The sequence below is a fragment of the Paenibacillus soyae genome, from assembly GCF_024623455.1.
Classification (GTDB): Bacteria; Bacillota; Bacilli; order Paenibacillales; family Paenibacillaceae; genus Pristimantibacillus; species Pristimantibacillus soyae.
In genome coordinates this window covers 21,327-36,265 of sequence record NZ_JANIPJ010000017.1, presented here as the reverse complement: position 1 = coordinate 36,265, position 14,939 = coordinate 21,327, and the positions used below count along the sequence as shown (strand labels likewise).

Below are 14,939 nucleotides of genomic sequence, written 5' to 3'. Positions count from 1 at the left end.
AGGACGCGGGCGGCTTTCGTTCTGTTAATGCGCGGACTCCGTTCGGTCCACGTGCCGGATATGCTTTGCATTCAAGCCGATGAACGCAATCGACAGGAGCACAAAACCGGCGCCGACCAGAAACGGCACGCTGGAATTAAAGTGCTCCGCCAGCTTACCCGCCATATACGGGGAAATCGCCGCTCCGATAAACCGAAGAAAGCTGTAAGCCGACGAAGCCGTCGATCGTTCCACCGGAGCCGCATCCATGACGGCCGTCGTAATGAGCGTGTTGATATTGCCGAGAATGCCCCCGGCGCATATGACGGCCGCGATGACCGCCTCCTTCGTCGACGTGAAGATTCCCATGACAAGAAGATCCGCGACAAACAGGACAAGCATAAAGCAAAGCGATTTCAAGGTGCCGAATTTCCGTTGGAGAATCGGAGCGACGTATACGGACGTTATGGCGAGAAGCACGCCCCAACCAAGGAATACGTACCCCATTTCCTTCGGATGCAGGCCCATGACGAACGGCGCGTAAGCCATGATCGTAAAGAAGCCTATATTATACAGCGCGGCGACAATGCCTAATACGAGCAGCGATCGGTGCTGCTTGAGCGCGCGGAACGGAGCGGCAAGAGACGTCTTCGGCTTTGGCGCGTCCGCCCCCGCGCCTTTCCTTGCTGGCATGAACGCCGCAAGCGCAATAAATCCGATGACCATCAGGGCCGAGACGCCGAAGAACGGTCCCCTCCAGTTGATGTCGCCTAGCGTTCCTCCTAGCCATGGTCCGACGGACATTCCGATCCCGGCAGCCGCCTCGTACAAAATAATGGCTTTCGCCGTCCCGGAGCTCGATAGCGACACGAGAGCGGACAGTGCCGTCGCGACGAACAGCGCGTTCCCAAGGCCCCACCCCGCCCGAAGTCCGACAAGCGTCCAAATGTCCCCCGCGAATCCGCCAAGGAACGAAACGGTCGCGATTACGCCGATTCCCGCGATTAACGTCCACTTGATGCCCAGTCTTGCCGATACCGTACTCGTAATGAGCATAGCCACGGCCATTACCGCGTTGTAGCTCGTGAATAACAGCGTCACTTCGCTCGGCTGCGCATGAAGCTTCTCCGACAGCTCCCGCAAAATCGGATTAACCAGCCCCATTCCCATAAAGGCGATAACGCTTGCGAAAAAGACGGCCCAGACGGCAATTGGCTGCTTCATAAGCCCTTGCTTGTTACGACGATCGTCTATTGCATGCTCTGCTGCGTTGGTTATAGATGACACGAACATTCCCTTCTTCCGGTTCATAATAAGGTTGTATGATGCAACTATGTGATTGTATAATACAATCAAATGACTGTCAATGATGAGATCCGGCTATATGGCGCCGGCCGGGTTGACAATTGGATTCGTTCCTTTATGATGTTCATAGACAATCGGATCGGAAGGAAGGAGCTGCAGCATGAACAATGACGCATTGGCAACGATCGAGCTGGAGCTGGCGTTTCTTATCCGCCGGCTAACCTCCATTACGGCCGCCAAGCAGGGAGGCAATTTGGACCGGGCGGCGTATCTCCTGCTTCATCACATCCATGTGCAAGGATCGGCGGGCGTGAAGCAGCTTGGCGAGCAATTGCAGCTGGATATATCCACGGTCAGCAGGCAAGCCTCCGTTCTGGAGCAGAAAGGATACGTGGCCAAGGTTCCCGACGAATCGGACGGCCGGGCATACTTCTATCGCATGACGGAGCTCGGCACCGACGAGCTTCTGTCTTATAGGCAATCGCGACTGGCGAGCATCGCAAGCCTCGTCGAAGGATGGTCGGAGGACGAATGCGGCCAGTTCGCCGGCCTGCTCTCCAAGTTCAATGAAGCCGTCAAGAAGCGGTCGCAGCAGCAATAAGACAATAATCAATGTAAGGAAGAGGTGTGCCCTATGCGCAATCGGAAATCGGGATATGGCTCTCATCATAACCCGGACGGGGGATGCCCGGTAGAATATACGCTCGACGTAATAGGCGGGAAGTGGAAAGGAATCATCCTATACCACTTAATCAGCGGCGAGAAGCGCTTTAACGAATTCCGCAAAATCTGCCCCGCGATTACTCAGAGGGTGCTGACGCTGCAGCTGAGAGAGCTGGAGGAGGACGGCGTCATCCATCGCGAAGCGTACAACCAAATTCCCCCGAAGGTGGAATATTCCTTGACCGAATTCGGCCGGACGCTGGTGCCAATTATTCTGCTTATGCGGGATTGGGGCAATGCCCACAAGAACAGGCGGAACGCCGCGCTCTCTTCGGAGATGGAACAGACGAATACCTCCCATTAGTATCATTCCGGATACTGCGTCACATGAATGTGCGTACTTCCTTTGAGTCAAGGCATGCACTATACTAAGGGCATCAGAGATAAAGGAGTGGACGATCGTGAACAAAGAACAGATTCTGGAGGCTTATCGCTTCCGTCATGCGACCAAGGAATTTGACGCCAATCGCGAAATCTCGAAGGACGACTTCGAATTTATTTTGGAAACCGGGCGGCTGTCCCCAAGCTCCTTCGGCTTCGAGCCATGGAAATTCCTGATCGTGCAAAATCGCGATCTTAGGGGCAAGCTGCTGCCATTCACATGGGGAGCGCAAAAAACGCTGCCAACCGCAAGCCACTTCCTGATTTTGCTGTCCCGGACGAAGACCGGTCTACTCCCTTCTTCCGAGCATATTCAGCACATGATGAAGGACGTCCAGGCGCTGCCCGCCGATGTCGTTCAGAACAAAGGAAGGCTGTATCAGAAGTTTCTCGAATCCGATTTCGAGCTGCTTGGCAACGACCGGGCAATGTTCGAATGGGCGAGCCGGCAGACGTATATCGCGCTAGGCAACATGATGACGGCGGCCGCGATGATCGGCATCGATTCGTGCCCGATCGAGGGGTTCGACAAACGGCAGGCGGAGGAGCTTCTGCGAGGCGAGGGATTGCTGGAGGGCGATCAATTCGGCGTCTCCTGCATGGTTGCTTTCGGCTACAGAGCGCGTGAACCAAGAGAGAAAACAAGAAGGCCGCTGGAGCAGGTTGTACAGTGGGTGGAATAAAGAATGAAGCTCGCATTGCGTGGTTGATACCTCGCGCTGCGAGCTTTTTTATTTTTGTTCGACTCGCTTCATGCAACGGTGAAAATCACCCTTTACAGCAGAGACACCTGCTCGATTAAGCGCTGACTTTTATCCGCCCACCCTAGTTGAACGCCTTTTTATTGGGCTCCCAGCGCGCCGGCGACAGCTTTCCTTCTCTTGCTTGCGTCCGATATTGTCCGGGCGTCATCCCCGTCCACTTCTTGAACGCGCTTTGGAACGCGCTCGGCTCGGAGAAATGGAGGGCGTACGCGATATCCCCGATGGAATATTCCCGCCTCTTCAGATAGCCGATGGCAAGCTCCTTGCGCACGGCCGCCGTTAAGCTGTGGAAGGTCGTATTCTCTTCCTTCAGCTTAAGCTGAAGCGTCCTCGCGCTGGTGCCGAACGACTCCGCCGTTTGCTGCAATGTGGGGAAATTCGTGACCATGTTGTTTTTCATCCATCTCATCACCTGAACGGAGAAGCCCGCCGAATCGGACAAGCTGTCCATCGTCTCTTGCGCGATCGCTTCGAAAGCGGCCAGCAGTCTCGGGTCCGAATATAGGATGGGATAATCGAGCACCTCCGCGTTCATGCAGAGCGCGTTGGCCGTCTCCCCGAATGCTGGAATAGTACCGAAGCTTGCCTCATAAGGCGCTGTGTCCGCAGGCTGATCGTGCTCGAATCGAATGCCCCACAGAGGGATGCTCCGATTGCTGATTCGGCCGATCATCCGATAGACCGAGCCCGCCATATCCTCGACGCAGTGCCTGGACATGCGGCCCGGATGCTGCATGAACAATCGGAGAAGAAGCATGTTCCCCTCCGTCTTCCAGTCCAGGTTAAAGCCGCTGCAAAGGATGTCGTTATATTTCTGGTAAGCCTTCAAGGCATCGCGAACCGTATGCGAATGCATCATGACGTAACCCAGGATGCCCAGATCGGCAAAATCCGTCATTTGCCCTTGATGCAGGCCGAAATGTTCATCACCGGAATAGGCGGCGGCGGCTTTCATCAGCCGCTCAAGCTCCTCCCCTGGTATTCGCGCCTCCACGTCCTGCAGCAGGCGGGCATCGAAGCCGGCAGCTTCAAAAAACTCAGCCGGATCTAATCCTTTTTGGACAAGCGACTTCATAATGGGATAAACCATCGAGATGGCTACGCCTTGATCGGCCAAAACCAGCTCCTCCTTTGCGTGAATTCGCAGCCGCATTGCGTCTCCGATCATTTCGCGGACCGCGGAATCCATTTATGCTAATGATAGTTCTCTATCTCACTATCATATAGGAGGAATTTGCGAATGAAAACGAAAATCGTCATTATAAACGGGCATCCCGATCCGCATAGCTATTGCGCCGCGCTTGCAGGCGCCTATCGCGAAGGAGCGTTGAGCCGCGGCGCCGAGGTGAAAACGATCGACCTTAGCGAGATCGGCTTCAATCCGAATTTGAAATACGGGTTCCGCCAAAGAACCGAGCTCGAGGCGGATCTGCTGGAAGCGCAGCGGCTCATCAAGTGGGCCGACCATCTCGTGTTCGTCTACCCGACCTGGTGGGGCTCCATGCCCGCCGTGCTGAAGGGCTTCATTGACCGCGTGTTCCTGCCGGGCTTCGCGTTCAAGTACCGCGAGAACTCGAGCCTTTGGGATAAGCTCCTCTCCGACAGGACGGCGCATCTTATCGTGACGATGGATACGCCGTCCTGGTACAACCGATGGATCTACAAGCATGCGGGCCATAACGTCATGAAGCGCAATATCCTGAAGTTCTGCGGCATCAAGCCGATCCGTCTCACGGAGATCGGTCCCGTCAAGCCGTCCACCCAGGAGCAGCGGGCCAAATGGCTGGATCGAATCCATCGGCTAGGCTCCAAGCTCGCTTGACTCCCAAGGCAGGCAGCCCGCGATTCGCATCGCGGGCTGCCTGCCTTCCGATTAAACGCCTTCGCTTGCCACGACGCGATTTCTGCCCTCCTGCTTGGCCTGGAGCAGCAGCTGATCGGCCATGACGCAGCTTTTCTCCAGCGAAACCGCGTCCCGGTTCGGACTATAGTAGAGCCCGAACGAAGCGGTATATCGAACCTCCGCGGTCCGGTCTCCGTATTCCGCCTTGACCGGCGTTCGCTCCGCCTCCGCCCTAATCTCCTCGGCTATCGCCAGGCATTGTTCATGGCTGCGCTGCCTTAGGAAAATCAGAAACTCCTCTCCTCCGCTGCGAATCAGCACATCGCCGCTCCTTAGATGCTGCTTGAGCGTCATGGCGAAATGCTGGATCACCCGGTCGCCGACATGATGATTATAGGAATCATTGATCGACTTGAATTTATCGATGTCCGTCACGATAATGCCGAACGGCTCGTCCGACTCCTTCCACTCCTTCAGCTTCGCATCCAAATAAGCGCGGTTCTGAACGCCCGTCAGGAAGTCGGTGTACGCCATCTGCTCGTATTTGTCCCGTTCGTCCCGATCCTTCACGCTTTGCGCTTTGATCAGGTACGACTGGCTGACCAGATAATTAAGAAGGAACAAGCCGAATACGGCCGTCCAGTTATTTTCGTAGAGGAACAGAATCAGCAACCCGTTGGATAGAGCCGTCTTCGCCAAATCCAGCAAGCTTCGCGATTTGACGAAGGAATAAACGTCCTTCAACGTCTTGATGTCGCCAAGGCAGGTGAACACGATGATCAGGAACAAATCCGACAGTACCGCCGTCACGACGATGATTCCGATCATCAGAAGCCAGTAGCTCACGAATTCGCCCTTCGCGTAGGGGATAAGAGCTTGGAACAAATAATACGCGGCGATGCCTTGCAGCGAGAAGGAGCCTACATTGTAAAACGCGTGGGCGCCCTCCATCGGCTCCTCGGTTTTCGTCAGCTTCTTGTATCCGTAAACGAATGCCCGGAAAACGGTTTCGAAGAGCATTAACCCGAAAGGCCCCGCGAACATGACAAGAGAAACGTTATAGTTGATGCCGTATTCAATCGAGGTGCTGCCTTTCTTGCTCGATATCCGAAGATGATAATAGAGGAAGGAGAACAACCAATAGGTGCCGAGCACCTTCGCCATAAACGGCGTGACCGGAAAGAAGGACGGATAAGACATAACCGCAAATCCACCCGCGATAACCAGTAATAGGATCAAAAAGCTAGTAAATACCGTTTTGGAAATGACAAGACGCTCCCCTCTGGTTGATTGCCGAAACTCGTATAGTTTTTATAGCCCAAACCATACTTTGACGGGGTTTATTGGACGGAATTATTTGCTACAATAAGAACGACGCGCATTCATAAGCGGCGCGAACCGAAAGGAGAACGAACATGCCGAAGCAGAACGAACCTTTAGTGACACATATTTATACCGCAGATCCATCCGCGCACGTATACGAAGGCAAAATTTACATTTATCCTTCCCATGATTTGGATCATGAGATGCAGTCCAACGACAACGGAGATCAATACGATATGGAGGATTACCACGTTCTATCCATGGACACTCCGGACGGGCCGTGCGTGGACCATGGGGAAGCGCTCCACCTGAGAGACGTTCCATGGGCTAAGCAGCAGCTATGGGCGCCGGATGCCGCGTACAGGAACAATCAATATTACTTATTCTTCCCGGCACGGGATCATGATAACATCTTCCGGATCGGCGTAGCAACGAGCGCATCGCCTGCCGGACCGTTCAAAGCGGAGTCAAGCTACATTCCCGGCAGCTTCAGCATCGATCCCGCCGTCTTTCTGGATGGTGACAAGGCGTACATGTACTTCGGCGGACTGTGGGGCGGACAGCTGGAGAAATGGCAGACCGGCAGCTTCGCTCCGGACGCCGAAGGACCTGCCGCGGATGCTCCGGCCTTGGGTCCGATAGTCGCCGAGCTGAACGATGATATGCTGACGTTTAAGCAAGCTCCTCAGGAAATATCGATTCTCGACGAGAACGGCGAACCGATCTTGGCCGGCGATGAAGACCGCCGATATTTCGAAGGACCGTGGATGCACAAGTATAACGGACTCTATTATTTGTCTTACTCCACCGGCACGACGCATAAAATCGTATACGCTGTCGGCGAGAACCCCGCGGGGCCGTTCACGTTCAAAGGCACGATCCTCAACCCGGTGCTCGGCTGGACGACCCATCATTCCATTGTGGAATTCGACGGCAAATGGTATTTGTTCTACCATGACAGCTCCTTGTCCGGCGGCGCCGACAACAAACGATCGGTTAAATTCACCGAGCTGAAATACAACGAAGACGGCACGATCGTAACCATCGATCCGTACGGCGAATAATGGGACAGGCAGCCGGCAAACCAATTGCCGGCTGCCTGTCTTGTTGTTGTGGATTATTAAATGATGATTGATATTAGTTCGACAACAATCGACATATCCCTGTTTAATTCGACAATCACATGTGAAAAATAAAGCAGCCCGGTTATGGGCTGCTCCATGATTCTTTATAGCGGAATATGCTTCACTTTATCCGGATTCGCCACGACGTAAATCGCCTGAATTTTCCCTTCCCTTATATCAAAGGAATACACATACGGACGTTGACCGTCAATCGTAAACCGCATGCCCGGCAATCCGTTTACCTGCTGAAACGCATAGGTATATTTTCCATCGTACATACTAATCAAATTACGAAGCAGTCCGAGCACCTTGGCGAAACCGACAATAGGTATCTGAGCCGCCATGACCTTGCCCCCGCCGTCCGACAGCATAACGACTTTATCGCTGACGAGCTCCAGCAGCTTCTCGGTGTTGCCTTGCGCAACCGCCAGCGCGAACTGCGAGATATAAGCTTCCGCGACCGAAACCGTAGGCAATTGTTCGGGATCGAATTGCATGCTCTTCTGGGCGCGATGGAATATTTGCCTGCAGTTGGGGCTGCTTTTGCCGACCATGTCGGCAATCTCCTCATACGAATAGCCGAACAATTCGCGAAGCACGAATATCGCCCGTTCCACGGCATTCATCTGCTGAAGGAGCAGCAGATAGGCCGTCGTAATCGTTTCGCGACGCAAATACAGCTCGGAAGGATCGCCTTCTTCCTTCCAATCGCCCAGAAGCGGTTCGGGCAGCCAGGGGCCTACGTAAAGCTCTCTCTTCTTCGACGACGAACGCAGCAAGTCTAGACAGCGGTTCGTCACGATTTTGTACAAGTACGCTCTCTCGTTCTCTACCTTCTCCATATCGGTTTTCTGACCGTAAGCGAGAAACGCGTCCTGCACGATGTCCTCCGCGTCCATGACGCTGCCCGTCATGCGGTAAGCGAGCGCGAACAGACCGGTTCGATATTGCTCATATAACGACTCTATGCTCATTATTTGCCGTCCTTCCGATTCCCTTGCTTCTGGCTAAAAGATGACTCACGGCTCGTTTGGCGCTTGCCGTGGAAGCATCAACCAATATTTCGCCATGGGACGCCCAATCCCCTGCAACATATAAGCCGGCGATTTCCGGAACGGCGGGGCCTGGCTGCTCCCTGCGCTTCACGTGCGGGAAATCTCCGCAGACGGCAATCCGCGGAAGAAATTGCTTTGCGGCAAGTTCGTCCCTCCAGCCAGGCTGCACTAAATCAAGCGTACCCTCCAGCTCGCGCAAGTCGTCCGCGGGATCCGAGTCGGCCCCCTGATATTTGATGACGCAGACGACATGCTCGCCGTTCTTGCTTAACCGTGCTGCCCGCGATTGATCCGTTAAGAACACAGGTTGGTCGATGCCGTATACGAATTGCTGCTTCGGCTTCGGGAGCTTCCTCAGCGCAACGTCGAGACAGGCCACCGTTACTTCGATCGCCTGCTCCTTCCAGACGCGGAGCGACGTCGCTTCGGCATGTGGCACCATCTCGTGGGCTGCGGCGGGCGGCGCGGCCAGTATAACGGCGTCGGCCATGATTAACGTTCCATCCTCGCAGCGGACAAACCTGACGGCCCCGTCCTCGTGATTGACTTCGACCGCCTTGCTCTTGGTAAGAAAGCGCACGCCGAGCTTAGAAGCGGTCTGTTCCAGCTCCCTAACGATCGAGCCCCAGCCTTCGTCCACGTACAATACGCCTTGAAGCGCGGCTTTGAATTGTCTGAGAACCGGCCCGGCGGTTTGCAGGTCCGGCGCCATGACATAGCTGGTCGTCCGAAGCAGAGAATAGAAGACATGCCGGACCATCGGATCTTTGACGTTGCCCTCCACCCACTCTCTGAGGCTGATTCCGTCGAAGTCGCTTGGATTCATCCTTCCGAGCTTGGTCAGCCACGCCCCGAATTCGATCTTGCCTCGCAAGCCAATGAGCGGCGTCGTCAGCAAGGAAGCCGGCCCTGTCGGCAGCACGTGCAGCTTGCCCTTCCAAATGCCGTGCGCGTCGATGGACGGCTTCTTCCCCCGCAGCGTCAGTCCCATATCCCGGAACGTCGCCATCGCGTCGCTGTCATATAGAGCGTGGCCGCCCAGATTAAACGAAACGCCGTTCTTCTCGTTCGTGACGGCGCGCCCTCCGAGCCGCTGCTGCTTCTCGATCACGACCGTCCGCTTCCCGGCTCTTGCCGCATACACCGCCGCCGTTAATCCCGCGATTCCTCCGCCTACGATCACTACTTCCGCTTTCTCCATGCCTATCATCCCTTTCGGTTGTTTGCAGGTATGACGGGCGAGGGTTTGCGTTTGTGACAGGATTCAGGCGCATTCCAAAAAATTTATCCCCGCAGCTTCATCGCCTGCTCCAACAGCTCGACGAACGCTTCCTGCTCCTCCCCTTCGGCCGATTGAAGGGCCACGCTTCGGATTTCGCGAAGACTGGCCATATCTTCCGGCTCGCTCGCTTTGAGCACATCCGCGAATTTCGCCACCGCAGCCAGAAACAAGGTTTCGTCGGACAGCTTGCCGGACAGACGGATCGGCGCGCTAAGCTCCCGTTGCTCGCGGTTATCTTCCGGGCTCTGGAATCGGATCGTCACATGGCCCAGCTCGCCTTCCGCTTCCTGCTTCAGCTTCACCGCGTACAGTGCCGTAACGGAGTGGCCCGCTCCGACCTCGCCGCCATCAACGCGATTATCGCGGAAGTCCTCATCCGCGACGGCGCGGTTCTCGTAGCCCAGCAGCCGGTATTCCTCCACCTTGGCGGAGTCAAAGTCCACTTGAATTTTGGCATCCCGAGCGATCGTCTGCAGCGTGCCGGTCAATTGCGTGCGAAACACCTTCTTGGCCTCCGCCATATCGTCGATATAAGCGTAGGCGCCGTCTCCGTTATCCGCGAGCTGCTCCATAAGCACGTCGTTGTAATTGTCCATGCCGAAGCCGAACGTGCTCAAATAAATGCGCTGCTCCGCATATTCCTCAATTTGCTCCAAAATGCCTTCCGGCCCCGTCTCGCCGACGTTCGCGACGCCGTCCGAGCACAAGATGATGCGGTTGATCGCGTCCGGATCGAACCCTTCTTCCGCCATCTCATACCCGAGCAGCAGCCCTTCCTCTACATTGGTCGCCCCTTCAATCTCGATGCCATATAGAGCCTCCAGAATGTCATAGCGGTTCGCCACCTCCGTCGGCGGCAGCAGCTCCCGCGCCGTAGACCCGTAAGCCACGATTCCGACTCGGTCGTCATCGTTCAATTGACCGATCAGCGTCTCGAGGCTGCGCTGAACCAATCCGATCCGGTTCTCCTGATCCATGGAGCCGGAGATGTCGATAACGAACGTCAAATTCGCCCGCTGACGCTCCTCGGCGTCCACCTCTTTGCCTTTGATGCCGATTCGCACCAGCTCGTAATCGTCTTCTTCGAAGGGGGAGGCTCCGGTGTCGACGTGGATCGCGAACGTATCCTGCGCCGGCGGCTCGTAGCCCATATCGAAGGCATTGACGTACTCCTCGATACGGACGGCCTCAGCGGGCGGCAGGCTTCCATTCTCGATGTAGCTTCGCGCGATCGTATACGCTCCCGTATCAACGTCGATAGCGAAGGTGGATAACGAATCTTCTTCCGCCGAGACGAAAGGATGGGTGCCGTAATCCTGGAAGTACACATCTTCCCGCTGCTCCTGCTCCTGTTGCACAGGCGCGCGATCGTACTCGGCGGATGACGCGGTCTCGGCGGATGACGCGTTCCCGCCGTCGTTATAGTTCGCCGCGTCGTTGCCCGAGCTGCTGCACCCTGCGAATAACAAGCTTGCCGCCGCCAAAAACGGCCATACCCTTTTCATATTCTTCATCGTAAGTCCCCCTTTTCGAATCTTCGAATCCTCTGGCATTCCTTCATAATAGACACCAGATTTTCCCTAAATGTTGCATTTGTGTTACAAAAATATTTCTATTATGTTTCGACCAAGCTGTTCCTCCATCATAAGCGAGCTTGTCCGCGCCAAATAGTACCAAGTTCAGATAGTACTGGCTGGAGAACAAAATTACCGCCTACATATACACAAAAAAAACACCTCCGAAGCTAGGAGGTGTCATGCAGGGAGCTTCGATAAAACATCACGAAAACGAAATATGGATTTGCACGATTTCGGAGCGCGAGCCGATCCGGATCGGCGGTCCCCAGAAGCCATAGCCTGAAGAGACGATCGAATGGAGCTGGTCCTTCCGCAAATAGCCCCAGTCGTTCTCGAACAACCGTTCCGTGATAAGGTTGCCCGGGGCGATCTGGCCGTGGTGGGTATGGCCGGACACGACGAGATCGACGCCAAGCTGCTGAGCGATGTCGAAGCCGAGCGGCTGATGATCGAGCAGAAGCAGCGGCTTCACCGGATCGATGCCTTCCGTGAGCGAAGCCAATTCGGCTCGCGCCGTGTCGCTGTGATCCTTGCGGCCGATGATCGTCAGCCAGCCGTCCACTTCGATCGACTCGTCATACAGCACGTTCATGCCGCTCTCTTCCAGCAGATCGATCAGCTCCCGCATCTCGCCGTCGAATCGATCGTGATTGCCGAGAGACGCGTATACGCCGTATTTCGCCTCGATGCCCGCCAAGACGCCGCCAATTCCTTTCTCTTTGTACGGTACGATATCGTCGTCGATAATATCGCCCGGGAACAAGACGATATCGGGCTTCAGCTCATTGATCTCCTCGACCATCCGGACCGCGTGCCGTTTGCCCGACAAATAGCCGAAGTGCATGTCCGAAGCCATCACGACGTTCAGCGTCCCGCTTTCGGGCCCTTGCTTGTCCATCTTAATGTCGTATGTTCTGACATAAGGGTTGTAGGCATTGAAGCTGCCGTAGGCCATCAGGGCAATTAGCAATGCGAGCGTGACGACGCCTCCCCATTTGTGAACGGCATGCCGGGGAAGCGGCGAGAGACGGAACAGCCACATCGCGAGATGCGCGATGGGGAGCAGCATAACGAGCAGGCTGAACGCGGCCAGCCAATATGAACCGATGACGCTCAGAACGACCGAACCCGCGAACACCCTCGCAAGGATGAACGAACACGCGAGGAAAACAAGCGCGACGACATAAAAAACGCGAAACCTCTTCGAAACCGCGGGCTTCATCCAACGCCAGCCGCTCCAGCCGATATAGAAGACGATGAGGGCGTACAAAAGCAAAAAGACCAGTCCGATGACAATAAACATGATATCCTCCCATTCTGTGCTGCCTACCATTATATCATCGGAGCGCTCTCTTCAAAAATTCCGTCATTCCCAATGTCCGCAAAAAAGAAACACGCCATATCGGCGTGTTCCTGCTCCCGTTAAGAAGGTCTTACCGGACTTTTCCTAACCGGGATCCAAATCTCGCTCCGGTAAGCCGGCGACGACGTATCCTTCGATTCGTTCCACAGCAGCTCGGGCCCCTCCGTCTGCTCATACCCGGAGGAGGGGAACCATTCGGAATAGATACGTCCCCAAACTTCCTGCAGCGTCTGCGGGAACGGTCCCACCGCTTCGAATACAGCCCACGTCGATGCGGCCACGTCCAGCACGGCCATCCCATCCGGTATCGCGGCCTTCGATGTTGCCGCTCCGATATAATGATCAAGCTCCCCTTTCTCCTCCATCCGTCCCTCGGAGAAATTCGTCGAAGCGCTGATGATACCGCCCGGCTCCATGTCAGACAAGCTTTTGATCGCGAGGATTTTCGCCTCGTCCAAGCTCTGCCACATGGACGCGATCTCCGGATTGACGCCCTCGAATTGAATGCGGACCCTCTTCATTAATCCCGCAATGCGGAACGGTTCTTTCTCTACCAAACGAAATTTCATGCCATGTCCTCCTCGAATCGTTAATTGAAAGGTCATGCGCGGGTAGGCTTGAAGCATCTGTCCCTTCTCCCTCGCTTCGGTCGGCGTCAAGCCGTGAAGCTGCTGGAACGCCCGCGTGAAGGAATCCGGGGACTGATACCCATACTTCACGGCGACGTCGATTACGCGCATCCCGGGATCAAGAAGCTCGAGAGCAGCCAAAGTAAGACGTCTGCGCCTCACGTATTCCGAGAGCGGAATGCCCGACAGGAACGAAAACATCCGCTTGAAATGAAACTCCGAGCAATAGGCGAGCTTCGCGGCCTCCGCCACGTCGATTTCCTCGGTCAAATGTTGTTCGATATAGTCCAATGCGCGGTTCAAATGCTCAAGCATGCTACCGTCATCTCCTTTCTTCTCCAAGATACCATGGTCATTCGAAGCGCTTCCGACATTTCAGAGTCCGATTCTGCCGGATTACCTGTACTCTTACGATACCCTATTCCCGTGAAAGGCCGCGCCACGCAAAAAACTGCCGACTATCGTCGACAGTTCCCGCGGTGCTATTGATGCCGCGAAACGTTTGCTCCGCCTTTACTTAGTAGCCAGGAATTGCTTATGGAAAATATCCAGCATGTACTCGAGCGAGATCGGATCGCTGTACGTGACCGCTTCCGTATCCACCTCGATGACGCGTCCGTTTTTCACGGCAGAGATGTTTTTCCACGTTTCGGACTCGAGGAACGTGCTGTCGCCTTCCTTGTTTTTGCTGAGCACGATGTAATCTCCCGCATATTCCGGCACGACTTCGAGCGACAAGGTGTGATAGCCGGGTCCAAGCGCGTCCTGCTTCACTTTGTCCGTCATGTTCAAGCCCATCGCCTGGTACAAAATTTCCGTGCCGCGCGCCCAGTTGTTGCCGAAGACGTAGAAGCTCTTCATGTCGTATTCGAATACGGATACGGTAGCTTCCGCGCCGATATGCGCTTTGATTTCTTCTCCCGCCGCTTTCGCGCGGGCCGTGAAATCGTCGATCCAGCTTTGAGCTTCTTCTTCCTTGTTCAACACTTTGCCGATTTCGAGCTGCTGCTGCAGGTAATCCAATTTGCCCCACGTATACACGATCGTCGGAGCGATGTCCGCCAGCTTATCGAGATTCTGCATGTAATCTCCCGCAACGATCAAATCCGGATCGAGCTCGATGATTTTCTCCAGATCCGCATCGGATACCGTCTCCACGTTCGCCAGCTTATCCGTGAACAGCGGGTTCTTCTTCGTCCATTCGTCTACGCCGACGAGCGTTCCATCCAGGGACAGAATGTTCGGCGCGTTCGTCAAAGCGACGATTCGCTGCGGGTTCGCGGGAATTTCAATAGAACCGGATTGCGATTCGTAGGTTACCGTCCCCGTCGCATCCTTGCCCGAGTTTGCGCTATTGCCCGAGTTCGCGCCGTTCGCGCTTTCCGCCTTCGAAGGCTCGCTGCTCGGCGCCTGATTGGCGGCGTTATTGCCGCATGCGCTGACGATGAGCACAAGCATAAGAATGAACGGTATAAATGCCTTCTTCATGTGGTCTATCCCCTTTTTCACCTATGGTTTCGTTAATGAAAATGATTATCAGTTTCATGACATTCCTTACTATAATGATTCCGCCGCTTCTTGTCAATAGCTT

The 14,939-nt window shown here is 55.0% G+C and carries 14 protein-coding genes; 5 read left to right on the top strand and 9 right to left on the bottom strand.

Annotated features, from left to right (window positions below):
* Positions 1-24: 24 nt before the first annotated feature.
* Entirely contained in the window at positions 25-1,203 is a 1,179-nt protein-coding gene (locus NQZ67_RS21230) for an MFS transporter (RefSeq protein ID WP_257450062.1), read from the bottom strand.
* 241 nt (positions 1,204-1,444) lie between these two features.
* On the opposite strand from NQZ67_RS21230, the gene NQZ67_RS21225 reads away from it, so the two are divergent.
* From NQZ67_RS21225 to NQZ67_RS21215, 3 genes are all read left to right on the top strand, one after another.
* Positions 1,445-1,885, top strand: coding sequence for a MarR family winged helix-turn-helix transcriptional regulator (locus tag NQZ67_RS21225; RefSeq protein ID WP_257449823.1), 441 nt, complete (start codon positions 1,445-1,447; stop codon positions 1,883-1,885).
* A 33-nt stretch (positions 1,886-1,918) separates the two neighbouring features.
* Positions 1,919-2,311, top strand: coding sequence for a winged helix-turn-helix transcriptional regulator (locus NQZ67_RS21220; RefSeq protein WP_257449821.1), 393 nt, complete (start codon positions 1,919-1,921; stop codon positions 2,309-2,311).
* Positions 2,312-2,408: 97 nt separating this feature from the next.
* Entirely contained in the window at positions 2,409-3,071 is a 663-nt protein-coding gene (locus tag NQZ67_RS21215) for an NAD(P)H-dependent oxidoreductase (RefSeq protein ID WP_257449819.1), read from the top strand.
* Between the two features lie 142 nt (positions 3,072-3,213).
* Here NQZ67_RS21215 and NQZ67_RS21210 read toward each other — a convergent pair whose 3' ends face one another.
* The gene (locus NQZ67_RS21210) at positions 3,214-4,269 is read right to left on the bottom strand and encodes an AraC family transcriptional regulator (RefSeq protein ID WP_257449817.1); all 1,056 of its coding nucleotides are present in this window, start codon (positions 4,267-4,269) and stop codon (positions 3,214-3,216) included.
* 123 nt (positions 4,270-4,392) lie between these two features.
* On the opposite strand from NQZ67_RS21210, the gene NQZ67_RS21205 reads away from it, so the two are divergent.
* Positions 4,393-4,974: an NAD(P)H-dependent oxidoreductase gene (locus NQZ67_RS21205; RefSeq protein WP_257449815.1), complete on the top strand. Its 582-nt coding sequence runs from the start codon at positions 4,393-4,395 to the stop codon at positions 4,972-4,974.
* Positions 4,975-5,025: 51 nt separating this feature from the next.
* On the opposite strand, the gene NQZ67_RS21200 is transcribed toward NQZ67_RS21205, so the two are convergent.
* Entirely contained in the window at positions 5,026-6,195 is a 1,170-nt protein-coding gene (locus NQZ67_RS21200) for a GGDEF domain-containing protein (protein ID WP_257449814.1), read from the bottom strand.
* Positions 6,196-6,410: 215 nt separating this feature from the next.
* On the opposite strand from NQZ67_RS21200, the gene NQZ67_RS21195 reads away from it, so the two are divergent.
* A complete protein-coding gene (locus NQZ67_RS21195; RefSeq protein WP_257449812.1) occupies positions 6,411-7,382 on the top strand; it encodes a glycoside hydrolase family 43 protein in 972 nt (323 codons plus the stop codon).
* Positions 7,383-7,546: 164 nt separating this feature from the next.
* Here NQZ67_RS21195 and sigJ read toward each other — a convergent pair whose 3' ends face one another.
* From sigJ to NQZ67_RS21165, 6 genes are all read right to left on the bottom strand, one after another.
* Positions 7,547-8,416 carry an RNA polymerase sigma factor SigJ gene (sigJ, locus tag NQZ67_RS21190; protein WP_257449811.1) on the bottom strand — a complete coding sequence of 290 codons (870 nt, stop codon included), beginning with the start codon at positions 8,414-8,416 and terminating at the stop codon, positions 7,547-7,549.
* Complete coding sequence (locus tag NQZ67_RS21185) at positions 8,394-9,698, bottom strand: phytoene desaturase family protein (RefSeq protein ID WP_257449809.1); 1,305 nt, start codon at positions 9,696-9,698, stop codon at positions 8,394-8,396. Before NQZ67_RS21185 ends, sigJ begins: the two co-directional genes overlap by 23 nt.
* An 83-nt stretch (positions 9,699-9,781) precedes the next feature.
* On the bottom strand, positions 9,782-11,293 hold the full coding sequence (locus tag NQZ67_RS21180) for a vWA domain-containing protein (protein ID WP_257449808.1): 1,512 nt from the start codon (positions 11,291-11,293) through the stop codon (positions 9,782-9,784).
* A 265-nt stretch (positions 11,294-11,558) separates the two neighbouring features.
* Positions 11,559-12,659 (bottom strand): metallophosphoesterase, encoded by a 1,101-nt coding sequence (locus NQZ67_RS21175; RefSeq protein WP_257449807.1) that lies wholly within the window; start codon positions 12,657-12,659, stop codon positions 11,559-11,561.
* Positions 12,660-12,778: 119 nt separating this feature from the next.
* The gene (locus NQZ67_RS21170) at positions 12,779-13,663 is read right to left on the bottom strand and encodes an AraC family transcriptional regulator (RefSeq protein ID WP_257449806.1); all 885 of its coding nucleotides are present in this window, start codon (positions 13,661-13,663) and stop codon (positions 12,779-12,781) included.
* A gap of 198 nt (positions 13,664-13,861) precedes the next feature.
* Entirely contained in the window at positions 13,862-14,836 is a 975-nt protein-coding gene (locus NQZ67_RS21165; protein WP_257449805.1) for an iron-hydroxamate ABC transporter substrate-binding protein, read from the bottom strand.
* Positions 14,837-14,939 lie beyond the last annotated feature (103 nt).

Bases quoted from the DNA above. Each gene is read 5' to 3' on its own strand.
- NQZ67_RS21205 (WP_257449815.1), top strand. From the start codon at position 4,393: ATGAAAACGAAAATCGTCATTATAAACGGGCATCCCGATCCGCATAGC.
- NQZ67_RS21195 (WP_257449812.1), top strand. From the start codon at position 6,411: ATGCCGAAGCAGAACGAACCTTTAGTGACACATATTTATACCGCAGAT.
- NQZ67_RS21180 (WP_257449808.1), bottom strand. From the start codon at position 11,293: ATGAAGAATATGAAAAGGGTATGGCCGTTTTTGGCGGCGGCAAGCTTG.
- NQZ67_RS21230 (WP_257450062.1), bottom strand. From the start codon at position 1,203: ATGAAGCAGCCAATTGCCGTCTGGGCCGTCTTTTTCGCAAGCGTTATC.
- NQZ67_RS21165 (WP_257449805.1), bottom strand. From the start codon at position 14,836: ATGAAGAAGGCATTTATACCGTTCATTCTTATGCTTGTGCTCATCGTC.
- NQZ67_RS21170 (WP_257449806.1), bottom strand. From the start codon at position 13,663: ATGCTTGAGCATTTGAACCGCGCATTGGACTATATCGAACAACATTTG.
- NQZ67_RS21220 (WP_257449821.1), top strand. From the start codon at position 1,919: ATGCGCAATCGGAAATCGGGATATGGCTCTCATCATAACCCGGACGGG.
- NQZ67_RS21185 (WP_257449809.1), bottom strand. From the start codon at position 9,698: ATGGAGAAAGCGGAAGTAGTGATCGTAGGCGGAGGAATCGCGGGATTA.
- NQZ67_RS21200 (WP_257449814.1), bottom strand. From the start codon at position 6,195: ATGTCTTATCCGTCCTTCTTTCCGGTCACGCCGTTTATGGCGAAGGTG.
- NQZ67_RS21225 (WP_257449823.1), top strand. From the start codon at position 1,445: ATGAACAATGACGCATTGGCAACGATCGAGCTGGAGCTGGCGTTTCTT.
- NQZ67_RS21175 (WP_257449807.1), bottom strand. From the start codon at position 12,659: ATGTTTATTGTCATCGGACTGGTCTTTTTGCTTTTGTACGCCCTCATC.
- sigJ (WP_257449811.1), bottom strand. From the start codon at position 8,416: ATGAGCATAGAGTCGTTATATGAGCAATATCGAACCGGTCTGTTCGCG.